Source organism: Cryptosporangium japonicum (assembly GCF_039524755.1).
GTDB classification, from domain to species: Bacteria; Actinomycetota; Actinomycetes; order Mycobacteriales; family Cryptosporangiaceae; genus Cryptosporangium; species Cryptosporangium japonicum.
The window spans coordinates 313,922-338,836 of the sequence record NZ_BAAAGX010000010.1; the positions used below are offsets into that span (position 1 = coordinate 313,922).

The 24,915-nt window shown below is 71.9% G+C and carries 29 protein-coding genes; 17 read left to right on the plus strand and 12 right to left on the minus strand.

The features are described 5' to 3' along the window. The first annotated feature begins 89 nt into the window (after positions 1–89). From ABD437_RS14460 to ABD437_RS14470, 3 genes are all read left to right on the plus strand, one after another. Positions 90–1,277: a sensor histidine kinase gene (locus ABD437_RS14460; RefSeq protein ID WP_344649323.1), complete on the plus strand. Its 1,188-nt coding sequence runs from the start codon at positions 90–92 to the stop codon at positions 1,275–1,277. Beyond that, positions 1,274–1,915, plus strand: coding sequence for a response regulator transcription factor (locus ABD437_RS14465; RefSeq protein WP_344649324.1), 642 nt, complete (start codon positions 1,274–1,276; stop codon positions 1,913–1,915). The genes ABD437_RS14460 and ABD437_RS14465 overlap by 4 nt, the downstream gene beginning before the upstream one ends. 236 nt (positions 1,916–2,151) lie before the next feature. Beyond that, positions 2,152–2,328, plus strand: coding sequence for a hypothetical protein (locus ABD437_RS14470; protein WP_344649325.1), 177 nt, complete (start codon positions 2,152–2,154; stop codon positions 2,326–2,328). Between the two features lie 61 nt (positions 2,329–2,389). Here ABD437_RS14470 and ABD437_RS14475 read toward each other — a convergent pair whose 3' ends face one another. Further along, a complete protein-coding gene (locus ABD437_RS14475) occupies positions 2,390–2,998 on the minus strand; it encodes a flavodoxin family protein (protein ID WP_344649326.1) in 609 nt (202 codons plus the stop codon). Positions 2,999–3,172: 174 nt separating this feature from the next. On the opposite strand from ABD437_RS14475, the gene ABD437_RS14480 reads away from it, so the two are divergent. From ABD437_RS14480 to ABD437_RS14490, 3 genes are all read left to right on the plus strand, one after another. Next, entirely contained in the window at positions 3,173–3,574 is a 402-nt protein-coding gene (locus tag ABD437_RS14480) for a hypothetical protein (RefSeq protein ID WP_344649327.1), read from the plus strand. 63 nt (positions 3,575–3,637) lie between these two features. Continuing rightward, entirely contained in the window at positions 3,638–3,970 is a 333-nt protein-coding gene (locus ABD437_RS14485; RefSeq protein ID WP_344649328.1) for a PadR family transcriptional regulator, read from the plus strand. Next, the gene (locus ABD437_RS14490; RefSeq protein ID WP_344649329.1) at positions 3,967–5,937 is read left to right on the plus strand and encodes a hypothetical protein; all 1,971 of its coding nucleotides are present in this window, start codon (positions 3,967–3,969) and stop codon (positions 5,935–5,937) included. The genes ABD437_RS14485 and ABD437_RS14490 overlap by 4 nt, the downstream gene beginning before the upstream one ends. A gap of 129 nt (positions 5,938–6,066) precedes the next feature. Here ABD437_RS14490 and ABD437_RS14495 read toward each other — a convergent pair whose 3' ends face one another. From ABD437_RS14495 to urtA, 10 genes are all read right to left on the minus strand, one after another. After that, entirely contained in the window at positions 6,067–6,783 is a 717-nt protein-coding gene (locus tag ABD437_RS14495) for a helix-turn-helix transcriptional regulator (RefSeq protein WP_344649330.1), read from the minus strand. A gap of 36 nt (positions 6,784–6,819) precedes the next feature. Then, complete coding sequence (locus tag ABD437_RS14500) at positions 6,820–7,218, minus strand: nuclear transport factor 2 family protein (RefSeq protein WP_344649331.1); 399 nt, start codon at positions 7,216–7,218, stop codon at positions 6,820–6,822. An 83-nt stretch (positions 7,219–7,301) separates the two neighbouring features. Further along, positions 7,302–7,871, minus strand: a complete 570-nt coding sequence (locus tag ABD437_RS14505; protein ID WP_344649332.1) for a TetR/AcrR family transcriptional regulator — start codon at positions 7,869–7,871, stop codon at positions 7,302–7,304. Beyond that, positions 7,856–8,425, minus strand: coding sequence for a TetR/AcrR family transcriptional regulator (locus ABD437_RS14510; RefSeq protein WP_344649333.1), 570 nt, complete (start codon positions 8,423–8,425; stop codon positions 7,856–7,858). Before ABD437_RS14510 ends, ABD437_RS14505 begins: the two co-directional genes overlap by 16 nt. Continuing rightward, on the minus strand, positions 8,425–10,101 hold the full coding sequence (locus ABD437_RS14515; RefSeq protein ID WP_344649334.1) for a purine-cytosine permease family protein: 1,677 nt from the start codon (positions 10,099–10,101) through the stop codon (positions 8,425–8,427). The genes ABD437_RS14510 and ABD437_RS14515 overlap by 1 nt, the downstream gene beginning before the upstream one ends. A 59-nt stretch (positions 10,102–10,160) precedes the next feature. Then, positions 10,161–10,844: an ATP-binding cassette domain-containing protein gene (locus ABD437_RS14520; protein ID WP_344649335.1), complete on the minus strand. Its 684-nt coding sequence runs from the start codon at positions 10,842–10,844 to the stop codon at positions 10,161–10,163. Between the two features lies 1 nt (position 10,845). Then, entirely contained in the window at positions 10,846–11,619 is a 774-nt protein-coding gene (gene urtD, locus ABD437_RS14525; protein ID WP_344649336.1) for an urea ABC transporter ATP-binding protein UrtD, read from the minus strand. Then, on the minus strand, positions 11,616–12,683 hold the full coding sequence (gene urtC / locus ABD437_RS14530) for an urea ABC transporter permease subunit UrtC (RefSeq protein WP_344649337.1): 1,068 nt from the start codon (positions 12,681–12,683) through the stop codon (positions 11,616–11,618). Before urtC ends, urtD begins: the two co-directional genes overlap by 4 nt. Next, positions 12,680–13,564, minus strand: coding sequence for an urea ABC transporter permease subunit UrtB (urtB, locus tag ABD437_RS14535; RefSeq protein ID WP_344649338.1), 885 nt, complete (start codon positions 13,562–13,564; stop codon positions 12,680–12,682). Before urtB ends, urtC begins: the two co-directional genes overlap by 4 nt. Positions 13,565–13,637: 73 nt before the next feature. Further along, a complete protein-coding gene (urtA, locus tag ABD437_RS14540) occupies positions 13,638–14,882 on the minus strand; it encodes an urea ABC transporter substrate-binding protein (protein WP_425558151.1) in 1,245 nt (414 codons plus the stop codon). A gap of 315 nt (positions 14,883–15,197) precedes the next feature. Here urtA and ABD437_RS14545 point away from each other — a divergent pair, with 315 nt between their 5' ends. From ABD437_RS14545 to ABD437_RS14585, 9 genes are all read left to right on the plus strand, one after another. Further along, positions 15,198–15,593, plus strand: coding sequence for a GntR family transcriptional regulator (locus ABD437_RS14545; RefSeq protein ID WP_344649340.1), 396 nt, complete (start codon positions 15,198–15,200; stop codon positions 15,591–15,593). Beyond that, positions 15,590–16,468: an ABC transporter ATP-binding protein gene (locus ABD437_RS14550; protein ID WP_344649341.1), complete on the plus strand. Its 879-nt coding sequence runs from the start codon at positions 15,590–15,592 to the stop codon at positions 16,466–16,468. Before ABD437_RS14545 ends, ABD437_RS14550 begins: the two co-directional genes overlap by 4 nt. Next, entirely contained in the window at positions 16,465–17,421 is a 957-nt protein-coding gene (locus tag ABD437_RS14555; RefSeq protein ID WP_344649342.1) for an ABC transporter permease subunit, read from the plus strand. The genes ABD437_RS14550 and ABD437_RS14555 overlap by 4 nt, the downstream gene beginning before the upstream one ends. 62 nt (positions 17,422–17,483) lie before the next feature. Then, entirely contained in the window at positions 17,484–18,335 is an 852-nt protein-coding gene (locus tag ABD437_RS14560; protein ID WP_344649343.1) for a toll/interleukin-1 receptor domain-containing protein, read from the plus strand. Next, positions 18,325–19,689, plus strand: coding sequence for a PLP-dependent cysteine synthase family protein (locus ABD437_RS14565; protein ID WP_425558152.1), 1,365 nt, complete (start codon positions 18,325–18,327; stop codon positions 19,687–19,689). The genes ABD437_RS14560 and ABD437_RS14565 overlap by 11 nt, the downstream gene beginning before the upstream one ends. After that, positions 19,686–20,855: an FAD-dependent oxidoreductase gene (locus tag ABD437_RS14570; RefSeq protein ID WP_344649345.1), complete on the plus strand. Its 1,170-nt coding sequence runs from the start codon at positions 19,686–19,688 to the stop codon at positions 20,853–20,855. Before ABD437_RS14565 ends, ABD437_RS14570 begins: the two co-directional genes overlap by 4 nt. Before the next feature lie 36 nt (positions 20,856–20,891). Continuing rightward, positions 20,892–21,191, plus strand: a complete 300-nt coding sequence (locus ABD437_RS14575; protein WP_344649346.1) for a hypothetical protein — start codon at positions 20,892–20,894, stop codon at positions 21,189–21,191. A gap of 87 nt (positions 21,192–21,278) precedes the next feature. Then, positions 21,279–22,430: a leucine-rich repeat domain-containing protein gene (locus ABD437_RS14580; protein ID WP_344649347.1), complete on the plus strand. Its 1,152-nt coding sequence runs from the start codon at positions 21,279–21,281 to the stop codon at positions 22,428–22,430. Between the two features lie 16 nt (positions 22,431–22,446). Continuing rightward, positions 22,447–23,022, plus strand: a complete 576-nt coding sequence (locus ABD437_RS14585; protein ID WP_344649348.1) for a DM9 repeat-containing protein — start codon at positions 22,447–22,449, stop codon at positions 23,020–23,022. Positions 23,023–23,035: 13 nt separating this feature from the next. Here the strand turns inward: ABD437_RS14585 and ABD437_RS14590 are convergent, their stop codons facing one another. Continuing rightward, on the minus strand, positions 23,036–23,461 hold the full coding sequence (locus ABD437_RS14590) for a MarR family winged helix-turn-helix transcriptional regulator (RefSeq protein WP_344649349.1): 426 nt from the start codon (positions 23,459–23,461) through the stop codon (positions 23,036–23,038). Between the two features lie 168 nt (positions 23,462–23,629). On the opposite strand from ABD437_RS14590, the gene ABD437_RS14595 reads away from it, so the two are divergent. Together ABD437_RS14595 and ABD437_RS14600 are read left to right on the plus strand one after the other, a co-directional pair. Beyond that, positions 23,630–24,328, plus strand: a complete 699-nt coding sequence (locus tag ABD437_RS14595; protein ID WP_344649350.1) for an alpha/beta fold hydrolase — start codon at positions 23,630–23,632, stop codon at positions 24,326–24,328. 34 nt (positions 24,329–24,362) lie between these two features. Next, positions 24,363–24,914 carry a TetR/AcrR family transcriptional regulator gene (locus ABD437_RS14600; RefSeq protein WP_344649351.1) on the plus strand — a complete coding sequence of 184 codons (552 nt, stop codon included), beginning with the start codon at positions 24,363–24,365 and terminating at the stop codon, positions 24,912–24,914. The last annotated feature ends 1 nt before the right edge of the window (position 24,915 follow it).

Here is a 24,915-nt window from a genome sequence, read left to right on the forward strand (position 1 = left end):
GCGGCACCCGGCCGACCATGACTCCGGTCATGCCGGCCTCGTCCTGCGGCAGGTCGCCGGGGCCCCGCCGGGCGCCCTACGCTCGCCGGGTGACTCCTCGACGCGACGGCCGGTGGCGTCTGCTCGTCGACCCGGAACGGCCGACGTTGCTGACCGTGCTGTTCTGGGCCGACCTGGCGGTCGTGGTCGTGACCCACCTGCTCTATCCGGGGCGGTCGGTCGCGGGTTTCGCCCCGCTCGTCCTGCTGCTCGGGGCCACCGTGCTGCTCTGGCCGACGCTGCGGTGGCGCCGGGGCAGCACGCGCTGGGCGGCGTCGGCGGCGTTCGTGGTGGTCGTCGGGGCGGTCACGGTGGCGGACGGGTCCGGGAGCAGCGTCTTCCTGGTGCTCATCGCGCTGGCCAACGTCGCGCTGGCGTTCGGGCTGCGGCCCGCGCTCCTCGCCACCGCCGGGCTGAGCGCCTGGCTGGGGATCGCGGAGGTCGTCGTCGTGCACAAACCCGTCGACGACGCGGTGTACCAGAGCGTCGGCGTGATGCTGTTCGCGGCGTTCGTGCTGGGGCTGGGCCTGGCCCTCACCCAGGCACGCGAGGCGCGTGACCGCGCCGACCGCCTCGTCACGGAGCTGGCCGCCGCCCACGAGGAGCTGCGTGCCTACGCCGGACGCGTCCACACGCTGGCGGTGGCCGAGGAACGCGCCCGGATGGCCCGCGAGCTGCACGACTCGGTGGGCCACTACCTGACCGTGATCAAGGTCGGCCTGGAGAACGCCGAGCGTTACCGCGAGCGTGACCCGGACGCCGCGTGGACCGACGTCCGGCAGGCGAAGACGCTGACCGCCGACGCGCTCCAGGAGGTGCGTCGCGGCGTGCGGGCGATGCGGCCGCCGATGCTCGACGGCCGCCGGGGCAGCGACGCGCTCCGGGAGCTGGCCCGGTCCTTCGACGGCACCGGGCTGCAGGTCGACGTCCGGGTCGACGGCGACGAGCGGGAGCTCGACGAGACCAGGGAACTCGTGCTGTTCCGGGCCCTGCAGGAGGCGTTGACGAACGCGCTGCGCCACTCGGGCGGCTCCAGCGTGTCGGTCCGCCTGGGCTTCGTCCCCGGCGCGGTGCACCTGGCGGTGTCCGACGACGGCCACGGCGACGGCTCGCGGCCCCGCGGGTTCGGCCTGACCTCGCTGGCCGAACGGGTCCGTGCGGTCGGGGGCGCGCTGCACACCGGCAACGAGCCCGGCGGCGGTTTCCTGGTCCGCGTCGACCTGCCCGAACCGGCATGACCACGATCCGCGTCCTGCTCGTCGACGACCAGGACCTGATGCGCCGGGGCCTGCAACGGCTGCTGGAGCTCGAGCCCGGCCTCACCGTCGTCGGCCAGGCCGCCGACGGCGAGAGCGCGTTGCGCGAGCTGGCGCACCTCGCCGTCGACGTCGCGCTGGTCGACGCGCGCATGCCCGGCCTGTCCGGCGTCGAGCTGATCGCGCGGATCGGGCGCGACCACCCGGGCGTGCGCTGCCTGCTGCTCACGACGTTCGACGAGGACGAGTTCCTGTTCGGCGCGCTCCGGGCCGGCGCCAGCGGGTTCCTGCTCAAGGACGCGTCGCCGGAGACGCTCGTCGCCGCGATCCGGGTCGCCGCCGAGGGCGGAACCGTGATCGACAGCCACGTCTCGGCGCGGGTGGTGGCCCGGATCGACGGTGGCGCCCCGCCACCGTCCGCCGAACCGTCCGCGGTGCTGTCCCCGCGTGAGGACGAGGTGGCGCGGCTGGTGGCGACCGGGGCGTCGAACACCGAGATCGCGGGCTCGCTCTTCCTGAGCGAGGGAACGGTCAAGAACCACGTGTCCGCCGCCCTGCGCAAGCTGGGCCTGCGTGACCGCACCCAGCTCGCGTTGGTCTACGCCCGCGGGCCGGAGTGAGCGCGACGCCCCGGTTTCCACCTGGTTAAGCATTCGACTGATCCGGCCGCGAGGCGGTACCGTCGAGGACGAGAGCGTCGGGTTGACCCCCGGCGACGTCCTCGTTGCGCGAGATGCCGGCCTACCTGCGCCGGTATGCCCGAGGCCGGATCGATCCCGATCCCCATCGCACTCTGACGGCTGCCTGCGCGGCGCCTTCGTCTCGTACCTTCGTTCGACGCCCCGGGAGGGCTCCGATGTCTTCGTCCACGCTCCTGTCGACGCCACGCGCCACCGGTTCCGGCTCACGCACCCTGAACCGGCCGGCCCGCGCGACGGCCCGCCTGACCACCCCCGCCGCGGGACACGACGGCCGCACCTCGGCGGACTGCCCGCCCAACTGCGACTACTGCTCGGGGCCGGAGACCGACTGAGCCGACCACCGCGGCGCGGGTGCGGTCGTCCGAGCGCCCCGCGCCGCACTCGGTGGTCGTCCTACGCGGGTGGGTACTGGCTCGCCCGGAGAAGCCGCGCGAGGTGCGCCGCGTTCGCGGCCAGCGTCTTGGTGGCCGCGCCGGTGGTGTCGGGTTTGGGCCCGGCCTGGTCGTAGTCGACCGTCTGCATCGCCTCGCCCACCCAGTACGTGGCGCCGTTCGCCGGAATCGTGAACCCCACGTCGTTCAGGGCCTGGAACACCTCGGCCGTGACGTGGTGCGCCCCGTCCTCGTTGCCCACGACGCCGAGCACCGCGACCTTGCCGTACGTCGACAACCGCCCCTCGTCGTCGGTCTCCGACAGTTCGGCGTCCAGGCGCTCGAGCACCACCTTGCTGACGCTGGCCGGCTGCCCCATCCAGATCGGGGTGGCGATCACCAGGATGTCCGCGGCGAGGATCTTCGCCCGGATACCGGGCCATTCGTCCCCGTCACCTTCGTCGGTCGACACCCCGAACCGCACGTCGTGATCGACGACCCGGACGACGTCACCCTCGACGTCGTGATCCGCGAGCGCGGTCAGGATCTCCCGGGCGATGAGCTCGGAACTGGACGGCGCCGGAGACTTCTTCAGCGAACAACAGAGGGCCACAGCCCGGAGCGATGACATCACCGCTCCGTATCCCGCCGTTCAGGACCTAAACCGACATCGCGCCTCGCCCGTTCCGGCGCACGGATGGCTACGTTCGGGGTCGAGCGGCCGGGACCGGCATCTCGACCCGGCGAGCGATCGGAGCGCGGATGTGATTGCCCGAACCTGGCGCGGCTGGGCCTCGACTGATCGATGACGAACTCTCCCGGCTGGAGCGACGAGGTCCTCGCCCAGGTGCGCCGCCTCTGGGGCGACCACCTGCGACCGCTCGATGCGGCCCGGATCCATCCCGCTCTCTCCGCCGCCACCCGCCACTACCTCACCGACGTCGGCTTGCCCGACTTCGAACCCCGCTGGGGGTTCGAATGCGTGCTGGACCGAACGGATCAGATCGTGTACCGGGGCGGCCACGGCTACGTGGACGTGGGCGGCATCCGGGGCACGACCCTGCGGTACGGCATCGACATCCGGAACGATCACGTGTTCTGCATCGACCCGCGGGGCGAACCCGTCCTCACCGCGATGGACCCGGTGGCGATGCGGCACGAGCGAGGCCGTAACTGGCACGGCTACCTGAACAGCTTCGAGCAGTAGCCGGAGACGGCGCGGTCGCCCCTCTGTAGAAAAGCGTCAGTACCCCTATGTAGGATCCCGCCCATGGACTCACCGCCCCGGTTGACGACCGGCATGGCCCGGGTGCTGGCCGCATTTCTCGACGACCCCGACGCCGAGCGCTACGGGCTGGACCTGATGCGCGCCACCGGCCAACCCAGCGGCACCCTCTACCCGATCCTGGTCCGGCTCCAGAAAGCCGGGTGGGTCACCGCCACCTGGGAGGACGTCGATCCGGCCGCGGCCGGGCGCCCCGCGCGGCGGTACTACCGGCTCACTCCGGAGGGTCTGACGACGGCGCGCGTCGAGCTGGCCGCGCTGCGCCAGCAGCTCGGTGGTTCCGGTGCCGCCGTCCGGCCGAATCCGAGGACGACATGAACTGGCTGCTGCGCCGGGCCGCCCAGCGGTGGCCGGCCGACCTCCGCGACGACATGGAGCGGGAGTGGCGGGGCGAGATGGGGGCGATCGACGGCCCGGCGGCCTGGTTACGCCGGCTGACGTTCGTCGCCAGCCTCGCGTTCTCACCGCCGGTTCCGGACGAGAACGGCGTGCCGCACGGGTGGCGCGAACACGTTCCCGGGCGGGCGGGCGCGCTGAGCCCGTTCGCGGCGCTCCTCCTCGCCGCGCTGGCGACCACCCTCGTGCGCAACCTGTCGAACGTGCTGTTCAGCCGGATCACGACGGCGTCCGGGCTCGATCTGGCCGCGTCCGACCGGTGGGCGCCGGTCGCCTACGTGGTGCCGTTCGGGTTCGCGGTGCTGGCCGGCTGGTGGCTGGCCCGGCGGATGTCGACGCCGGTCAACCGGGCCTACGCGGTCGGGCCGGCGTCGGCGTTGATCGTGCTCGCGGGTCTCGCGGCGACCGTTCCGGCCTGGGTTCCGGTCGTGACGGTGCTGGTGTGGGCACCGCTGATGATCTGGGTGACGCGCCGGGCCGCGGCCGAGCCGGGGCGTCGGGCGCTGGCCTACGCCGTGCCGGGTACCGCGGTGGCCGTCGTGCTCGCGGCCGCGGCCGTCGCCGTGCCGCTGGTCCTCACGACGGCCGTCGGGCCGGCCGCCGCGCTCCGGTATCTCGTCGGGGTGCTGCCGGGACAGGTGACGTTCGCCGCGCCGATGCCGCCCAACGCGGACGACCGCATGTACCAACTGGTGCACGTGTCCGGCACCCTGGTCGAGCTGACGACGTTCTCGCTGCTGGTGCTGAGCTTCGGGCTGACCAGGAGCCGGCGGGCCCCGGCCCCGGTGCCGGAGAAGACGCAGGCACCGATCCGGAGCGGCCGGCCGGCCGCCACCACCGGGCTCGCCGGGCTGGCGCTCGCGGTCGTGGCCTGGGCCTACACGCTCACGGTCCTCACCCCGGCGATGCCGCGCACGGCCGCGGTGGCGCCCATGCCGGGCGGCGACGGCGAGATCTATCTCTGGGTCGCCGAGCTGCGCTGGGCGTCGATCCTGCTGGCCGCGGTGTGCCTGTTCCTCGCCGCCGCCGACCGTCCGCGCGCGGTCGCGGCCACCGGTGTCCTGGTCGTCGCGCTGCTCGGCGCGGACGGGCTGGGCGAGCGGCTCGGCCGGGAAGGGCTCCCCGCGTTCGTGCTGGCGCTGGTGGTGGGCGGGGTCGTCGCGCTGTCGGCGTGGAAGATCGCCGGGCCGCCGTACCCCCACGCGGTCGTCCGGCAACGGCTCACCGCCGTGGCCGTGATCGCCGCGCTGTCCTGGCCGCTGCTCGGGGCGCAGGGCACGCCGTTGGTGAACCATCCGTTCCTGCCGCTCGGGCTGCCGATCCTCACCACCGCGGTGATGCTCGGGTTCGGGGTGTCCGCGGTGGTCGCGGCGCGGACCGCCCGCGGTCGGGCGTCCGGCCTCGGCACCGCGCTGCTCGCCCTGGTACCGGCGGCGCTGAGCGTCGGCTTCGGTGTCCTTCACCACGTCCTCGACGACCCGATGGCGAGCGCCCCGCTGCTGTTCGTGATCCTGTACCTGGTGGTCATCGCGTGGATGCTGCTGCATCGCGAGGGCAGTCCCCGGTCGGCGTCGGTGGTGCGGTGGACCGCGCTGACGTTCCTCACGCCGGTGCTCTACGCCGCGTTCGTGTACGGCGGTGTGTACGGGCCGGCCGAGGCGCTGTTCCGCTGGAACGGCACGAGCTACCCGGCCGACGGGATCTCGCTGGTGCCCGGCAGCGCGGTGCTGGCGACGGCGGTCGGGGCCGCCCTCGCGGGGCTGCTGGTCCGGCGGGCGCGCCCGCTGAACCCCCGGGTGCTCCGTCCGCGGAACGCCGTGCCGATGCGGCCCGGGCCGGAATCCCCCGGGCCGGAATCGCCGGGGCCGCTACCGAGCGCCGCCGGTTGAGCCGCCCCGGCCCTCCCGGCGGCTGACGCGAAATCAGGCGAGCCTCCACGTTGGCCGACGCGAAATCAGGCGAGGCTCCACGTTGGCCGACGTGAAATCACGCGAGGCTTCGCGTCGGCCGACGTGAAATCACGCGAGGCTTCGCGTCGGCCACCGCGCGAGGTCCGCCTCGATCAGCGCCGGGTCACGCCGGGGCGGCACCTCACGAAGGATCTCGAGCCGGGTGATCCGCTCGATGCGGAAACCGCGGATCGCGTTGCGGAGCCGGCACCACCCGGTCAGCAGCCACGCGTCGCCGGCGCGGAGAAGGCCCATCGTCTCGACGTCGCGCACGGTCGTGGTGGCGCGGTCCGGGCCGCCGTCCGGGCCTTCCCCCAGGTAGGTGAGCCGCACCACGCGCCGCGCGGCGATCACGTCCGCGAGCATCCCGAGCGGCACCACGTCGTCCGTGGCGGCGACGGCGTCGATGACTTTCATCAGGCCGAGCAGCTCCTGCACGGGCGCGCGATGCTCCTCCCCCATCACCGCCGCGATCTTGGCGCGGGCCCGGCGGGCGGCTCCCTGGTACGGCGAGGAATCGAGGAGCGCGAGCCCGGCGAGCACCGCCAGCGACTCGGTGGCCGACAGGTTCAGCGGCGGCAACGAGTACTCCCGCAGGATCGAGTAGCCGCCCGCTGCCCCGTGGTCGGCGTAGATGGGGACGCCGGCCGACTGGAGCGCGCCGATGTCGCGTTCGATGGTTCGCGAGGACACCCCGAACTCGTCGGCGAGCCGAGCGGCGGACCAGGGCCGGCGCGCTCCGCGGAGCAGGTCGACCAGGGCGTACTGCCGCTCGGCTCGCTTCATGCCTCGAGTCTCGCAGAGGCAACCGGGTGTCCTTCGTCAGCTGCGCATGCTCCGCTGCCCGCCGACGGACCAGACCCGTCGCACCCGCCCGTCCTGGTCGAAGTCGAACACGTCGACGCCGCCCGCGCGGTGGCCGTCCGCGTCCACGTCCCAGAGCAGCCGCCCGTGGTCTCCGTCGATGGCGTCGTCGATCCGGGTGAAGACGACGCCGGGGTTCTGCTCGTGCCACCAGTCGAGGTACCCGGCGAAGTCGTCCGCGGTGCGGATGTCGTCCGCCGGGGTCGATCCGTCACGTTCGGTCACCGCGAAGTGGATCCGGAAGTCGTCGGCGCAGATCTGCCGGGCGAGGGTGCCGTCGGTGTTCCACATCGTCAGCCACAGGTCGAGCGAGCGCCGTGCGGTGGAACTGGTCGTGGGGTTCGTGCTCTCGGTCATGCCCCCACCCTCCGAGGCCCACGCGACAACAGTATGTCGGTGTTCCCCGGGAAAAGCGTCGAGCCGGCGGGTGGCCGATCCGGTCACGGGCTGACGCGGTCGCGGATGGTGTCGAGCACCGCTTCCGCGGCCCACGCGGCGGCGTCGGCGATGTCGCGCCGGTCCATGCCGAACTCGCGGCGGAACGTCACCCAGGTGCCGACGGAGTCGAGGTGGGCCAGCGCCGCGACGACCGCACGGCGCTGGGCCGCGTCGAGGGAGGGCACCTCGGCGTCCAGCAGCCGTTCGAGCTGTGCCCGGCCGGGTGCGGGCGCCGCGCCGCTCACGCCGCGCATCGCGGTCTCGGCGACGACGTGCGCGAGCTCCGGCCGGGCGTCGTACCGCTGCATCGCGTCGCGGATCGCGAGGGGGATGTCGAAGATCGAGTCCAGCTCCTCGCGGGCGAACAGGGTCGCCTCGATCCACGCCGCGGTCGCCAGCAGCAGGTCGACGCGCGTCGGATAGTTGCGGAACACCGTGCGCTGGGCGATGCCGGCGCGGCGCGCGATGACCCGGAACGACACGTCGTCGCTGCCGAGTTCCTCGATCAGCTCGGCGTACGCGGAGAGGATCGCGGTCTGCGTGCCGCTCAGCGTGGTCACTGCTTCGCCCACGTCGCGTCGGGCAGCCTCCCCAGCACGGTGCCCACGGCGCGATCGAACGCGTCGCAGATCTCGGCCGCGTCCAAGTCGAAGCCGGTGCGCAACCGCGCCCAGAACATCGCCGACGAGAAGTAGCGCAGGGACGCCGCGACCCGGCGCCGGTCGCGCCGGTTGAGCGTCGGCGCCGCCACGTCGAGCAGCGCCTCGATCGCCCGCGTGAGGTAGGCCGGGCCGGCGGCGTCGAGCGTCGGTGAGATCGCGGACGCCCGCGCGCCGACGTACGCGTACGCGGGCGACGCGTCGAATGCGCGGAAGCGCTCGTGCACCGCGGAGCAGAACTCGGGCACGGTCACGAACGGCGGCAGCGGGAAGTAGGTCTGCTCGATCCAGTTCGAGAGCGCGGCGAGCAGGTGCGCGCGGGTGGGGTACTGGCGGTAGATCGTGCGCTCGGAGATGCCGACCTCGTCGGCGAGCGCGCGGTAGGAGATGTCGTCGAACGTCCGCTCACGCAGCAGGACCGCGGCGCTCGCGAGAATCGCGGTCGCGGTGTCGACCGGCTCCTCCATCACGCCTCCCTCTGCCGGGCGGCCGCCCAGCGCGGGGGCTCGGCGGCCTCGGGCGGGAGCACGTACCGATCGGAATCGTCGAGCGTGAGCGCCAGCGACGACACGTACTGCACCTCGCCGTGCGGCCCCCTCTCGGCCGAGGCCAGCATATCCGGCCGCTCGAACGTGTAGCCGGTGACGTGGCAGCGCAGCCGCTCACCCGAGGGGTTGCCGTCGGCGTCGAACCGGGGCGAGTCGATGCCGTCGGAGCGGCGGCGCAGGTAGTAGCGGCCCCGCGTGGCGAGGGCCATGGCCGGCGTGGTGACGAGCGCGACGCCGATCGCGATGAGCACCGAGAACGGCTTGACGTCCGCGCCGAGCACCCCGGCGAACGCGAGCAGCGACAGCCCGGAGGCGAGCCCCACCGACACCAGCCCGACGGGGTTCCAGTCGTGCAGCATGCCCCGGCGGAACTCGGGGAAGCGCGGCGAGATGCGCAGCACCCACTTGTTGACGGCGATGTCGGCGGCGATCGTCACGAGCCACGCCATGACGACGTTCGCGTAGAGGCTCAGCACGAACGAGATGAGCGTGAAGACGTCGAGCATCATCAGCGCGTAGGCGATCACCAGGTTGAACAGGACGAAGATCGTGCGACCCGGGTAGTGCTTCGCCAGCCGGGTGAACACGTTCGACCAGGCCAGCGACCCCGAGTAGGCGTTCGTCACGTTGATCTTCACCTGCGCCACGACGATGAGCATCAGCGCGAGCACGATCGCGAGCCAGTCGGGCACCAGGGTCTGGTACATCACGACGAACTGCTTGACCGGTTCGGTCGCGCGGTGCCCGAGCGTGGGCTCGACCTTCACCAGGAGGTAGACCGCGAGGAACACCCCGATCACCTGCTTGGTGCCGCTGAACACCACCCAGCCCGGGCCGGCGAACGCGAACGACGTCCACCACGAGCGCCGGTTCGACGCCGTGCGCGGCGGCATCGCGCGGAGGTAGTCGATCTGCTCGGCCAGCTGCGGGGTGAGCGCGAAGCACACGGCCGCGCTCGACACCACGGCACCGAACCGGACCGAGCCGTCGGAGTTGCCGGTGAACGACGTGAAGGCGCGCACCGCCTCGGGGTCGGAGACGAGGATCCACAGCAGCGGCAGCAGCGCGAGGGCCAGCCACAGCGGCGTGGTCCAGAACTGCAGGCGCTCCAGCGCACGCATGCCGTAGATGACGATCGGGATCACGACGACGGTGGAGAGCAGATACCCGAGCCACAGCGGCATCCCGGTCGCCACCTGCAGCCCCTGCGCCATGATGGCGCCCTCCAGCGCGAAGAAGATGCAGGTGAAACCGGCGAAGATCATCGTGGTGAGGATCGAGCCGTAGTAACCGAACCCCGAGCCACGGGCGATGAGGTCGAGGTCGAGGTTGTAGCGCGCGGCGTAGTAGGCGACCGGCACCCCGACGACGACGATGACGACCGACGCGAACAGGATGCCGAGCACGGCGTTGGCGGTGCCGTGGTCGATGCCGATGCTCGCGCCGATCGAGAAGTCGGCGAGGAACGCGATCGACCCCAGGGCGGTGGCGCCGACCGAGGCCGCGCTCCAGCGCCGGAAGGTGCGCGGAACGTAGCGGAAGGCGTAGTCCTCGAGGCTGTCCTCCGCGGCCGCGCGCGCGTTGTCCGTCGACACAATGGCGCCCCCTCGGGGGCATCCTCCCGGCCCGCTGTTACGGCCGCGTTGCGCGCAGGTCAGATCGCCATCGCGGCCCGTACGGTGGACGTGGCCGCCGCACCACCGTCACCGGTCTGGGTGACGCGCCCCGAGGCGAGCACGACGTACCGTTCGGCGGCCTCGAGCGCGAACCCGATGTGCTGCTCGACGAGGAGCACGTGCATGCCCTCGGCGGCCAGCTGGATGATCGTCTGCTCGATCTCGGCGACGATCGTGGGCTGGATTCCCTCGGTCGGTTCGTCGAGGATGAGCAGCTTCGGCGACGTGATGAGGGCGCGGGCGATCGCGAGCTGCTGGCGCTGCCCGCCCGAGAGCAGCCCGGCCTTGCGGGCGGCGAACTGCTCCAGCGCGGGGAAACGCGCCAGCTGCGCGTCGACGAGGGCCTTGCCGCCCCGGCGCCCGTCGGCGACGAGCTGCAGGTTCTCGAGCGTCGTGAGCTGACCGAAGGCCTGCTGCCCCTGCGGTACGTAGGCCATGCCGCGCGCGATGCGCTGGTTGGGGGCGAGCGACGTGACGTCCTCGCCGTCGAAGAGCACCCGGCCGTGCGAGGGCTTGATGAGGCCGATCGCCAGGCGCAGCAGCGTCGTCTTGCCGGCGCCGTTGTGGCCGAGCACGGCCACGACCTTGCCGGTCGGCACCGTCACGCCGTGCAGCACCCGCGTGCGCCCGTAGCCGGCTTCGACGTCGGTGAGCTCGAGCACGTCAGTCCTCCTCGCGGTTGGGCACCACCGACATGGCGGCGGTGGTGGCGGCTCCGGCGGTGCCGAGGTAGACCTCCTGCACCTTCGGGTCGGCCTGGACCTCGGCCACCGTGCCCTCCGAGAGCACCGTGCCCTGGTGCAGCACGGTCACGCGGGTGGCGTAGCGGCGCATGAAGTCCATGTCGTGCTCGACGACGAGCACGATGTGGTTCGCCGCGACGCGCTGCAGGAGCTCGCCGGTCGCGGTGCGCTCGTCCTGGCTCATGCCGGCGACGGGCTCGTCGAGCAACAACACCTGTGCGTCCTGCACGAGCAGCATCGCGATCTCCAGCCACTGCTTCTGTCCGTGCGACAGGATGCCGGCCGGCCGGGCGAGCTCGCCGGTGAGCCCGGTCTCCTCCAGCGCCCGCTCGATCGACGCGTCGACGCCGCGCCGGGCCCGCAGCAGCGAGGCCGAGCGGCGGTGGCGTCCGGCGGCGATGTCGAGGTTCTGCAGCACCGAGAGCTCGTCGAACACGCTCGCGGTCTGGAACGTGCGGCCCACGCCGAGGCGGACGATCTTGTGCACCGGCCGGCCGAGCAGCTCGGTGTCGCCGAGCCGCGCCGACCCGGTGGCCCTGGTCAGCCCGGTGACGGCGTCGATGCAGGTCGTCTTGCCGGCACCGTTCGGTCCGATCAGGAACCGGACCTCGCCGGGGTGGGCGTCGAACGAGACGCCGCCGACCGCGACGAACCCCGAGAACTCGACACGCAGGTCCGTGACGACGAGGCTCATGACCTCACCTCTTCCAGCTCGACGGCAGCGGGGGTGGGCGCCTCGACCGGCCGGCGACGCCGGACCCGCAGCGACGACAGGCCCTTCGGCAGGAAGAGGATGACGACGACGAACAGCAGGCCGAGGAGGTACGGCCAGCCGTCGGGCCAGGTCGAACCGAGGCTCGACTGCCCCCAGCCGACCGCCATCGCGCCGAGCGCGGGCCCGAACAGCGACGCGCGACCACCGAGGGCGACGCCCGCGATCATGACGATCGAGGCGGCGGCACCGATCTCGGCCGGCGTGATGATGCCGACGATGGGCACGAACATCGCGCCGCCCAGGCTGGCCATCAACGCGGAGACGACGAACGCGACGAGTTTGACGTTGCCCGGGTCGTAGCCGAGGAAGCGGACCCGTTCCTCGGCGTCCCGGGTGGCGACCAGGAGCTCACCGAAGCGGCTGCGGTAGAGCTGCCGCACCGCGAGCAGGCACACGATCAGGAGCGCGGCCGCGATGAGGTACACCATGACCTTGTTCGCCGGGTCGTTGAGCACGTAGCCGAAGAAGTACTTGAAGTCGCTGAGCCCGGTGTCGCCGCCGGTCTCGCGGATCGTCGAGCTGATCAGCGTGGCCAGCGCGACGGCGAGCGCCTGGGTCAGGATCGCGAAGTACGCGCCCTTCACGCCCCGCTTGAACAGCGCGTACCCGAGGAGGCCGGCCAGCACCACCGGGAGCACCACGATCGCCAGCAGCGTGAAGACCGCGCTGCGGAACGGCTCCCAGAACACCGGGAGCGGCGCGAGCGGGTCGTAGAGCACCATGAACCCCGGCACCCGGTCACCGGCGGTCTCCAGCGTGAGGTGCATGGCCATCGAGTAGGCGCCGAGGGCGAAGAACACCCCCTGTCCCATCACGAGCATCCCGCCCCGGCCCCAGGCCAGCCCGATGCCGACGGCGGCGATGGCCCAGCAGCAGTACTTGCCGAGGTTGTTGAGCCAGTGGTCGGTGAGCACGAGCGGGGCGACCACGAGGAGCAGGACCGCGAACACCCCGATACCGGCGAGGGAGAACCATTTGGTCATACCAAGCTCCTGGTTCGCACCGTGAACAGGCCCTGCGGGCGCACCTGCAGGAAGACGATCACGAGGATGAGGGCGAGCACCTGCGCCAAGCTGCCGGTCGTCCAGTCGGCGAAGTACGCGAGGGCGACGCCCACCGCCCACGCGGCGATGATCGTGCCCTTGAGCTGGCCGATGCCACCGGCGGCGACGACGAGGAAGGCCGGGATGATGTACTGGGTGCCCATCTGCGAGTTCGTGCCGCCGATGAGCGACGCGGCCACGCCGGCGATCCCGGCCAGGCCGGACCCGGCGAAGAACGTCAGCCGGTCGACGGTGCGGGTGGAGATGCCCGAGGTCTCGGCGAGGTCCCGGTTCTGCACGGTCGCCCGGATGCGTCGGCCGAACGAGGTGTACTTGAGCCAGGCCGCCAGTGCGGCGACGCAGACGGTCGCGAGCACGATCGTGAACACCTGCCGCAGCGGCCAGTCGTAGCCGAGGACGCCCAGCTGCCCGTCGAGCCAGCCGGGCTTCTCCACCGGCACGCCCTGGGACGGGAAGATCTGCAGCGCCGCCTGCTGCAGGATCAGGCTGACCCCGACCGTGACGAGCAAGGTGTCCAGCGGCCTGCGGTACATCCACTGGATGATCGTGACCTCCAGCAGGAGGCCGAACAGCCCGGCCACGACGAACGCGACCGGCAGCGCGACCGGGATCGACAGGTCGCTGGAGGAGATGACCTGCTGGACCAGGTAGGCGGTGAAGGCGCCGATCATGAGGAACTCGCCGTGGGCCATGTTGATCACGCCCATCTGACCGAAGGTGAGCGAGAGGCCCAGTGCGGCGAGCAGGAGCAGCGCACCTTGTGCACTGCCGTTCAGCAGCGGTGTGATCAGGGCGTCCACGTGCTCTCTCTCTGTTCGAGGGGTGAGGGTGCGTGCCGCCGGGCGACACGCACCCCCTCCGGTGGTCCGGTGATCAGCCCGCCGCGTCCGCGAGCTGCTTGCGGATGTTCTCCGGGAACCAGTCGTAGCCCTCGAGGTACGGGTCGGGCTCGATGAACTTGTCCGAGGCCCAGACGACCGTGAACTGGTTCTGGGCGTTGATCTGTCCGATGTGACCGGGCTTGGAGATGTGGTGGTTGTCGCCGTCGAGCGTGACGGTGCCCTCCGGGGCGTCGAACGTGATCGTGTTCTTCTTCGCGGCGTCGTTCACCGCGTCGACGTCGAACGAGCCGGCCTTCTCGACCAGGGCCTTGTACAGGTACAGCGAGATGTACGCGGCTTCCATCGGGTCGGAGGTGACGCCGCTGGAGTTGGGGTAGGCCTTCCAGTCCTTGATGAACTTCGGGTTCGTCGGCGTCTTCAGTGACTGGAAGTAGTTCCAGGACGCGTAGTGCCCGGTGACCTCGTGGCCCATCGCCGGTGCCTCTTCCTCGGCGATCGACACCGAGATGATCGGCGTCGTCGCGGCCTTGAGACCGGCGTCGTAGTAGGCCTTGACGAAGCCGACGTTCGACGAGCCGTTGATCGTGTTGAAGATGAAGTCGGGCTTGGCCTTGACGATCTTCGCCACCTGGCTGGTCCAGTCGTCCTTGTCGAGCGGCACGTACTCCTCGCCGACGATCTGGATGCCGAGCTTCTTCGCGTACAGCTTGATGATCGCGTTCGCGGTGCGCGGGAAGACGTAGTCGCTACCCGCGAGGAACAGCGTCTTCACCCCGCGGGACTTGAGGAAGTCCATCGCCGGGATGATCTGCTGGTTGGTGGTCGCGCCGGTGTAGTAGATGTTCTTCGACGACTCGAGGCCCTCGTACTGCACCGGGTAGAAGAAGAGGCCGTTGTTCTTCTCGACGACCGGCTTGACGGCCTTGCGCGAGGACGACGTCCAGCCGCCGAAGATCGCGGCGACGCAGTCCTGGGTGAGCAGCTTCTCGGTCTTCTCCGCGAACGTGGGCCAGTCGGTGGCGCCGTCCTCCTGGACGTACTCGATCTTCTTGCCGAGGATGCCGCCGCCGGCGTTGATCTCGTCGGCAGCCATGTGCAGCACGTTGGAGACGGTCTTCTCGGAGATCGCCATGCCACCGGTGAGGGAGTTGAGGAACCCGAGCTTGATGGTGGCCCCGGAGGCGTCGACGCAGCTGGCCGCGGGGGCCGACCCCTGGGCCGCCGTGTCGTCGCCGGCTCGCGAGCCGCAGCCGGCGAGCACGAGGACCATGGACATCCCGATGGCACCCGTTGCCACAAGCGCGCGCAGCCGCTTGGTGATGGACATAGGTGAGAACTCCGATCGTGGGGGCCGGGGGCGTGACGCCGGCAGTGAGAGCAGATTGACGGCGCGTCATTGCTCTGACATTTCTGCACTGTTCCAGCTCTGTAGCTGGCGCCTCGGTCCCCGCGCGAATACCGGCAAAAACCGGTGTGAACGGGTGTCAGTGTTCTGCCATCTCAACAGCGCGGTGGCACAGTCCTGACACTCCCCACGCCTCTCGCCCCGGCGTGCTTTACTAGTTTCCTAGTAAAGCAGTAAGGGGGCTCCGTGTTCCACTTCCGGCTCGACACCCACTCCGGTGTGCCGCCGTACCGGCAACTGGTCCAGCAGGTCCGCCAGGCGGTGCTGCTGGGCTTCCTCCGGCCCGGTGACCGCCTCCCGCTCATCCGCGAGGTGGTCGAAGACCTGGCGATCAACCCGAACACCGTCGCCAAGGCCTACCGGCAGCTGGAGCAGGAGAACCTGGTCACCGGCCGGCCCGGCCAGGGCACGTTCGTCAACGACCGGCCGGCGCCGGTGATCCCCGCCTCGACGTACACGTCGCTGCGTCGCGGGCTGGCGACCTGGCTGCGCCGCGCCTACGCGGCCGGCCTCGACGAGCAGGCGGTCGACGCGCTCCTGACGTCCGTGCACCAGGAGACGAAGAACGAGGGCGTGGCGTGACGGCGACCGGGTTCGCGCTGCGCACCGACGGGGTGGGCAAGCGGTACCGGAAGGGCTGGGCGTTGCGCGACTGCACGCTCGCGCTCCCGGCGGGCGGCGTGATCGCCCTGGTCGGGCCGAACGGCGCGGGCAAGACCACGCTGCTGCGCCTGGCCGTCGGGCTGCTGGCGCCGAGCGCCGGCTCGGTGGAGGTGCTCGGTTCCGACGTCACCGCCAGTACTCCGCGCACCCTGTCCCGGGTCGGGTTCCTGGCGCAGGACCACCCGCTCTACAAGCGCTTCACCGTCGGCGACATGCTCCGCTTCGGCCGGGCCTGCAACCTGCGGTTCGACCAGGGGCTGGCCGAGCGTCGGCTGGCGACGCTGGGCATCCCGCTCGACCGCAGGGCCGGTGCGCTCTCCGGCGGGCAGCAGGCCCAGGTCGCGTTGGCGCTGGCCCTGGCGAAACGCCCGGACCTGCTCGTGCTCGACGAGCCGGTGGCCAGCCTCGACCCGCTGGCCCGGCGTGAGTTCCTGCAGGTCCTGATGGGCGCGGTGGCCGAGGGCGGGGTGACCGTGCTGTTCTCCTCCCACGACGTGCACGAGCTGGAACGCGTCTGCGACCACCTGGTCGTGCTCGACCGGGGCCGGGTGACGCTCACCGGCGACATCGACGCCCTGCTCGCCGAGCACCGGCTGCTCGTCGGCCCGCGCACGGCCGCCGACCTCGACCGGGCCGGCACCGTGGTGGAGGCCGTCCACAGTGATCGGCACACGACCCTGCTGGTCCGCGACGGCGGGCTCCCGGCCGCACCCGGGTGGCGGGCCCAGCCGGTCGCGCTGGAGGACCTGGTGCTGGCCTACCTGCGCCGTCCGGGCGCCGCGGTGACGCCGTGACGTGGTTGCTCTGGCGTCAGCACCGCGCCGAGGTCGGCGTCCTGGGGCTGCTCGTCGGCCTGTTCGGCGTCGCCCTGCTCGTGCTCGGGACGCAGGCGCACGACCTGTTCCCCGGCGGCACCGCCCGGTGCGCCGGTCTCGACGACGCCTGCGCGGCCTCGTTCCGCCGGCTCGACGAGGAGTACGGGTACCTGGAGAACCTCCTGGCGGCCTTCTACCTGGTGCCCGTCGTCATCGGTGCGTTCCTCGGCGCGCCGCTGCTCGCGCGCGAGCTGGAGGAGGGCACCTGGCAGCTCGCCTGGACGCAGGCCGTGCCGCGGATGCGCTGGCTGGCGGCCAAGCTCGCGGCGCTGGCCGGGGTGACGGTCGTGCTCACCGGGGCGTTCACTGCGGTGCTCACCTGGTTCCGGCAGCCGTTCGACGCGTGGGAGGGGCGGTTCCAGTACGACGCCTTCGACCTGGAAGGGTTCGTTCCGGTGGCCTACGCGCTGTTCGCGTTCGCCGTCGCGACCACCGCCGGGGCGCTCCTGCGGCGCAGCCTGCCCGCGTTCGGCGTTGCGTTCGGGGCCTTCCTCGCCGCCCGGATGCCGGTGGCGCTGCTGGCCCGCCCCGCCTACGCCACGCCGCTCACCACCACGGAGCCGGTCCCCACCGCCGGCGCGACGGCGCCGGCCGGGGCCGGGTCCGCGGACTGGACGATCGAACACGGCTACGCCGACGCCACCGGGCGGCGGCTGAGCTCGGCCGAGTACGCCGATCTGGAGGCCGCCGCCAACGAGGCGGGCACCAACGTGAACCAGTTCCTGCACGCGCGGGGCATCCAGCAGTTCGCGGTCTACCACCCGGCCGACCGGTTCTGGACGTTCCAATTGATCGAGGCGACGTTGTTCGCCGCCGCCGCGGCGGCCTTGCTCGGCGTCGTGGTCTGGCGCGTCCGACGCCGCCTGATCTAGCGTCGACTGTGCCTGGCGCCGACCCGGGAGGCGAATGGATCCCTGACGCCTAGGATCCGGTCATGGCGTTGCCCCTGACCACCTACGATGTGTGCCTTTCGTTTGCGGGAGAAGACCGGGCCTATGTGCGTGAGGTCGCCGGGCGTCTGCTGGACGCCGGCGTCCGGGTCTTCTACGACGAGCACGAAAGGATCGAACTGTGGGGACGCAACCTTCATGATCGGCTCGCGGAAATCTACGGTTTCCGGTCCGAGTACTGCGTTCTCTTCGCGTCCGAGGCCTACGCCCGTCAGGCCTGGCCCAACCACGAACGACGAATAGCGCAGGCCCGCGCGTTCTCGACCGGTGAGGACTACATACTCCCCGTGCGGATGGACGACACCGAGATCCCCGGCCTGCTCGCTACCACAGCCTTCGTGGACGCGCGTACGACGACCGCGGTGGAGCTCGCCGGTCTCATCGAAGAGAAGCTCACACCGGCTCCCGATCGACAGGCGCGCAGAGTGGCACGCGAACGACGGGCCGAGGAGGAGTCCCGCCAAGCCGGCCAGATCATCGGCCGCTTCGTGACTACCGAACTCGATGTGAACGGAACACTCGACTGCATCTCCGTCACGGTCAGCGTGTCGAACCACAGCACCCTGCTGGTCCGTGACATCGCCGTCCGTATCCCCGGTTCCGATCGGACACGTCACCTCCACTTCCTCGCGCCCGGCGAAACGAAGAACGTGCGGTTCGACTCGGTGCCCGGACAGCCGGGGCTCTACGAGGTCATGAACATCGGCTGCGGAGGACCGGAATCCGACTACGAAATCCGGATCAGCCTGTCCTACGTCGATTCCGCGAATCGGCGCTGGGAGCGAGTGGCGATCCTGGACCCGGAGCCTGAAATCTATCTTCCCGATGTGCAATGAGGGTTATACGGTCGGGGGCGTGACGCACACCTTCGAGTCGGTGCTGGACGCGATCGGCGGCACGCCGTTGATCCGGCTCCGGCGGATCACCGCCGGGCTCACCACGCCGGTGTATCTCAAGGCCGAGTTCCTCAACCCGGGGTCGAGCGTGAAGGACAGGGCGGCGCTCGGGATGGTGCTCGCCGCCGAGCGGGACGGTTCGTTGCGGCCCGGGGGCGTCATCGTCGAGGGCACGTCCGGGAACACCGGCGTCGGGCTGACGCTCATCGCCGCGCACCGCGGTTACCGTGCCATCGTCGTCGTCCCGGACAAGTCGAGCCCGGAGAAGCTCGCGGCGCTGCGCGCGTACGGCGCCGAGGTCGTCGTCACCACCTCGGCGGTTCCCCGGGACGACCCGCGGCACGTCAGTCAGCTGGCCGCGCGCCTGGCCCGGGAGACGCCCGGCGGGTGGCTCGCCGACCAGTACGACAACCCGGCGAACCCGGCCGCGCACTTCGACACGACCGGGCCGGAGATCTGGGAGCAGACCGGCGGGCGGGTCACGCACTTCGTCGCGGGGATCGGCACCGGCGGCACGGTCAGCGGCACCGGTGCGTACCTGAAGAAGGCCGGTGGGGTGCGGATCGTCGGCGCGGACCCGGCGACATCGGTCTACGGCGGCGGCGACGGCAGCCCGTACTTCGTCGAGAGCGTCGGGCACTACCTGCATCCGCAGACGGTCGAGGACAACTGGCCGCTGTCGTACCACCGCGACGTGCTCGACCGGATCGAGCGGATCGGCGACCGGGAGTCGATCGGGACCGTACGCGCGCTGGCACGCGAGGAGGGTCTGCTGGTCGGCGGGTCCTCCGGCACCGCGGTGGCCGCGGCGCTGCGGATCGCGCGGGAGCTCGGCCCCGACGACCTGGTCGTGGTGCTGGCGCCGGACTCCGGGCGCGCCTACCTGTCGAAGTACTTCGACGACGACTGGCTGCTCCGCACCGGCTTCCTCGAGTCCCCCGAGGGCCCGCGCGTCGCGGACGCACTCCGGAGCCCGGCCGCGCCGACGGCCGTGCCGTCCACCGCGACCGTCGGCGAGGCGAGGGCCGCGCTGGGAGACGGCCCCGCGCTGGTGGTGCTCCCCCGCGCCACCGACGCGACGAGCTGGTCGCTCGGGGACGTCGTCGGGTCGCTCACCGCGGACGCGCTGGCCGGAGAGCCCGGCGACGCGCCGATCACCGCGTGGATCCGACCGCCCCTGCCCACGGTGGGGTCCGGCGAACCGGTCAGCCGGGTCGCGCCCGGCCCGGGCCCGGTGGCGGTCGTCACCGACGGACGGATCGTCACCGTCGTCGCGCGGGAGCACCTGGGATGAGCCGGTCCGACGTGGACGTCGTCGTGGTGGGCGGTGGTGGCGTGGGTTCGGCCGCGGCCTGGCAGCTGGCCCGCCGGGGCCGGAGCGTGGTGCTGCTCGAACAGTTCGCGGCCGGCCACACCCGGGGAGCCTCGCACGGGGCCTCGCGGATCTTCCGGCTGTCCTATCCCGACCGGGTGTACATCGACCTCGCGCGGGAGGCCAGGGAACTCTGGCGGGAGCTGGAGAACACCACCGGCACGGCGTTGCTGACGGTCACCGGCGGCGTCGATCACGGCGACGACCCGCAGCTGGACGTCCTCGCCGCGGGCCTGGGCGCCGCCGGCGTGCCGCACTCCTGGCTGACGCCGGACGAGGCCGCCGAACGCTGGCCGGGGATCCGGTTCGACACCCGGGCCCTGTTCCACCCGGACAGCGGGCGTCTGCACGCCGACCGGTCGGTCCGCGCGTTGCAGTCGGCCGCCGCGTCCGCCGGGGCGCTCGTCCGGCACGAAACCCCGGTGACGTCGATCGAGGTGCTCGGCGACGACACCGTCCTCGTGCACACCGACACCGGGAGCTACCGGGCCCGCCGGGTCGTCGCGGCCGTCAACGCCTGGGCGAACGCGCTGGTCGGGGCACTCGTGCCGCTGCCACCGCTGCGCGTGACGCAGGAGCAGCCCGCGCACTTCCGGGCCCGCCTGCCCGAGGACACCTGGCCCAGCTTCGGGCACCGCGTCGGGGGCGCGTACGGCGGGACCTACGGGCTGGCGACACCCGGCGAGGGCATCAAGGTCGGCTTCCACGGCGTCGGGCCGGAGGTCGACCCCGACCACCGCGACTACGCCCCAGAGCCCGCGCAGCTGGCCGCGCTGCGCGAGTACGCACGCACCTGGGTGCCGGGCGTCGACCCGGACACGTTCACGCCGATCAGCTGCACGTACACCACCACGCCCGACGCGGACTTCGTGCTGGACCGGGTCGGCCCCGTGGTCGTGGCCACCGGGTTCTCCGGGCACGGGTTCAAGTTCCTGCCCGCGCTCGGACGCGTGCTGGCCGACCTCGCGCTCGACGGCACCCGCCCGGACCGCCGCTTCGCCGCGCACCCCGGCGGATCCCCGCGAACGGCGACCGGCGCCTCTTCCGAGGCACCGGCGGAGCCCCGCCAACCGGTCGTCGGGCTGTGAGACCGTCTTCTCCATGTTCATGCCGAAGGTGCTGCGGTGAGTCGCCGGCGCGGCGGCGAGGTGAACGCGCTGGCCGAGCGGCTGGCCCGGGCCTCGTCGGCCGAGGCCGGTCACGGCTGGGAGTCGATGGACGACGACGGACGCGCACGGTGGACGGCCGCGTGGCAACCCACCGCGCTGGCGCTGCGCGCACGCAAGGCGCTCCCGGTGTCCGACGACGAGGTCACCACGATCGCGCGCACCCACCGGCGGATCGACCGGTCCGGATCCGAGCCTCCCGAGGCGGGCATGAAGGAGGCCGCGCAGATGGTCGTCGACCTACGGATCCGTTCCTGAGCTCCGGGGGCCGGCGACGGTGATCGCGTACCTGGACGCGGCCGATAGGGTGCGCCGCAACCGAACAACGCGAACGGAGTCGTCCGAATGGCAGCACGCGCGGAAGAGCGCATCGCCCGGGCCGCGGCGGAAGGCCACACCCGGCTCGACCTGTCGAACCTCGGTCTGCGCGAGCTGCCCGGCCCGCTCTTCGGCCTCACCGGGCTCACCGAGCTGGTGCTGTGCGACAACGAGCTCACGACGCTGCCCGACGACATCGGCGCGCTCACCCGCCTGCGGACCCTCGACCTGGACGACAACCGGCTGACCACGCTGCCGCCGGCCGTCGGTGACCTCGGGGCGCTCGAGGTGCTGTACCTGGCCCGCAACCAGCTGACGTCGCTGCCGGAACGGTTCGGTGACCTGACGTCGCTGACCGCGCTGGGGCTCAACGGCAACCGGCTGACCACCGTCCCGGAGACGCTCGGTGGCCTCACCCGCCTCACCGCGCTCTACCTCAGCTCCAACCAGCTCACCGCGGTGCCGGAGAGCATCGGCGAGCTGACCGCCCTCACCGAGCTCGGCCTGATGGAGAACCAGCTCGACGCGCTGCCGGAGCGCATCGGCGACCTGACCGCGCTGCAGGAGCTCTACGCCGGGCAGAACCGTCTCGACACGCTGCCGGACACGATGACGGGCCTGGCCGCCCTCCGCACCCTCACGCTGCCGGAGAACCGGTTCACCTCGGTGCCCGCGGTGCTGGCGAAGCTCCCCGCGCTGCGGTCGCTCGGGCTGGACGGCAACCCGCTGACCGACCTCGCCGGGATCGGAGCCCTCCGCGGCCTCACCCACCTCTACCTGCCCGGCTGCGGGCTCACCCGGTTGCCGGACGAGATCGGCGACCTGACCGCACTGACCGTGCTCGGTCTCGGCCGGAACGCGCTGACGTCGCTGCCCGACACGATCGGGCGCCTGGAGTCGCTGACCGAGCTGTACGTGCAGGCCAACAACCTGACCGCGTTACCCGGGACGATCGGCGCGCTGCGTTCGCTCCGGAAGCTCAACGCGTACCGCAACCAGCTGACCGCGCTGCCCGGCCGCGTCACCGAGCTCACGGCGCTGACCGCCCTGTACGTCGGCGGGAACGCGTTCGCCGAACCACCCCGGGTCACCGCCCTCGTCCCGTCGCTGACCGAATACAACGTCCACGGCGACGACGTCACCCGGGTCCACACCGCATACCACGTCGACGAGGACTGACGGGCCGGCCACCTCGATGCACGCCGTCGACTCGTCCACGTACCGCTGGGTCGCCGCCCGTCACGGTGCTGTGCCGGCCGGTGCCCCGGCGCACGGTCGCGAGGCGAACGGGACCCCGCTGTGGGTGTGCCGGGCGACCGTCGACGGTGGCCTCTACCCGGGCAAGGTCCGGCCCGCGTTCGGCGCGGCCAACATCGGCTACCGCGGCGCGGAGATCAAGGTGGCCAACTACGAGGTGCTGATCGACGCCGGGCGCTGGGCCGCGGCCTCCGGCGGGGAGATCCCCGACGACGCCGAGCCGTTCGGGCACGCCGCCACCGGTGAGCGCCTGTACGTGGTGCGTGCGGTCCTCCCGGGGCGGGGCCGGCATCTCGGGCACATCCGGCCGGGGTCACCGGCCGCGCTGATCCCGTACGCCGGGCGTAACCTCGAGGTCACCTCCTACCAGGTGCTGATCGTCTCCGGGCGCAAGCCGCAGGTCGCCGTCGACGCGGTGCGGCTGCCGCAGACGTCCGGCGTGACGTTGCCGGACTTCGCCGCCCCGCCGGCGGCCCGACCGGCGACGGTCCCGTCATCCACGCCCGACGCCTGATCCGCGCGACGGGTCAGGAGGAGGTGGACGCCGGGACGCCCGCCGCGTCGACGATGGTGGTGGCGAGGCGTTCGAAGGCGCGCCGGTCGTCGGCGTCGAGGTTCTCGGCGAGGTCGGGCAGACGCTTGCTGGTCTCGGCGAACACCGCCTCGGCCAGCACCTTCCCGGCGGGCGTCACGCCGAGCAGAACGACCCGCCGGTCGTGCTCGGAGGTCGCCCGGCTGACCAGCTCGCGCCGCTCGGTGCGGTCGACGAGCTGGCTCAGCGCGTTCTTGGTCATGCCGAGCGCGGCGGCCAGGTAGGCCATCTGGCGCGGCTCGTTCCTGATCGCGCAGAGCAGCGTGGCCTGCATGGGGGTGAGGTCGTACTCGGCGCAGATCTGCGCGTAGCGGCGCTGGATCAGCACCGAGAGCCAGAAGAGCTTGTCGCCGTAGTCCACGCCGCCGCCCCTCGCCCGGTTCCGGACGCCCAGTCTACGGCCGCGGCCCGGCCGGTGAACGGCCCGACGACCGGCCGCCGCGCGAGCGCGGTGCGCGCGCCTTTTTCGCGTAACTGGCGGTACGTCTAGCGTTGATCGCAGTGCCGACCGGCGGAAAAGGAGCAGGACATGCGTGTGGTCTTCGTGCACGGGGCGTGCGTGCGTGACGGATCCTGGTGGTGGCACCGGACGGCCGCCGCCCTGCGGACCCGGGGCATTCCCAGCGTCGCCCCGGCCCTGCCGAGCTGCGGCGAGGGCGAGCGCACGCCCGGGCCGGACGGTCCGGGGCTCGGCGAGGACGTCGCCGCCGTGCGTGCCGTCCTGGCCGGCGGTGACGAGCCGACCGTGCTCGTGGGCCACAGCTACGGCGGGATCGTCGCCGCCGAGGCCGCGGTCGGCCTCGACAACGTCCGCCACCTGGTCTTCGTGTCGAGCTACCTGGCCGAGCCCGGTGAGTCACTCTCGACGTTCGGCTCCGACACCCCACCGCCGTTCCTCGACTTCGACCCCGAGGGCGGCACGTTCGGCGTGGTGCCCTCCCGGTTCGCCGAGACCTTCATGCAGGACTGCCCGCCGGACCTCGTCGACGACGGCGCGACCCGCCTGGTCCGGCAGACCCTGGCCGTGACCCAGCAGCCCGTCAGCGCGGTGGCCTGGCCCACCCGGCCCACCACCTACCTGCTGTGCCGGGACGACCGGGGCACTCCGGCGGCCGCCCAGCGCGAGTTCGCCCGCCGGGCCGACACGGTGGTCGAGATCGACGCCGGCCACCACCCGTTCCTGTCGCAACCGGAGACCGTCGCGGGCCTCATCGCCGACCTGTCGTGACGACGTAACGACGAGTACCGGAAAAGGTTCGCCGGTGGGCCGACACAAACAACCACAGATCCGGGAGCGCATTCTCGACGCCTGCGTCGACCATGCGCTCGCCCACGGGTTGCCGACCCGCCTCGAGCCGCTCGCGGCGGCGTCCGGCACGTCGACCCGCATGCTCATTTACCACTTCCGCACCCGCGACGCCCTGCTGCGCGAGATCCTCGTCCGCGCCCGGCACCGCCAGCGGCAGTTCTTCGGCGAGCTGATCTCACCCCGGCCCGACGAGCCCTACCTCGACACGTTGCGCCGAGCCTGGCAGGGGATGACCGGGCCGGAGGGCCGCCCCTACCTGAGCATGTTCGGCCGGCTCCGCGAGGGCCACGAGCAGCAGCTCTGGCCGGGATTCCGGCGCGAGGCCACCACCGACTGGCTGCAGCCGATGGAGGACGGCATGCGTAGCATCGGGCGCCCGGAACTCGGCACCCTGGCGCTCGCGGTCGTGCGTGGCCTGATGATCGACCTCGAGGCCACCGGCGACACCACCCGGGTCGACCAGGCATTCGACCATTTCCTGGCCGCGCTCGAACCGCCTCATTGAC